Consider the following 398-nt stretch of genomic DNA (forward strand, 5'->3'; position numbering starts at 1 on the left):
TAAGTACTTTTTTCTTAGACCAGCACCATACTCCTTATCCATCACATCAACCATTTTATTGAGCACAACATTCTTCATTTGCTCTGTTTCAAGTTGACGTTCAAGCCGTTTGATTTGTTGGGCTGGAGTTTCTTTTGATTTAGGCATGTTTGGCATACATATGGGTTGCGACCAATCAAGTTTACCATGCTTTCGGAGCCAGACGAGTACAGTACTTCGTCCTTGGATCCCGTAATGCTTTTGAGCTTGTTTATAAGTTAAGTCGCCTTTTTCAACTTGCTCTATGACTGCTAATTTAAAGCCCAACGTATAATCACGTTGTGAACGTTTGGTGCCTTTAGTAATTGAATTTTTCATTTTAAAGTCCTAAATGTGTAAACACATTTCAGGACGGGACA

Annotated in this window: 1 pseudogene; it reads right to left on the bottom strand. The window is 38.7% G+C overall.

From position 1 onward, the window contains the following. Window positions 1–357: pseudogene (locus tag H4J38_RS17490) on the bottom strand (helix-turn-helix domain-containing protein); the annotation flags it as partial. Between the last annotated feature and the right edge of the window lie 41 nt (window positions 358–398).

It is taken from the genome of Colwellia sp. BRX10-3, from assembly GCF_014077505.1.
GTDB lineage: Bacteria > Pseudomonadota > Gammaproteobacteria > Enterobacterales > Alteromonadaceae > Cognaticolwellia.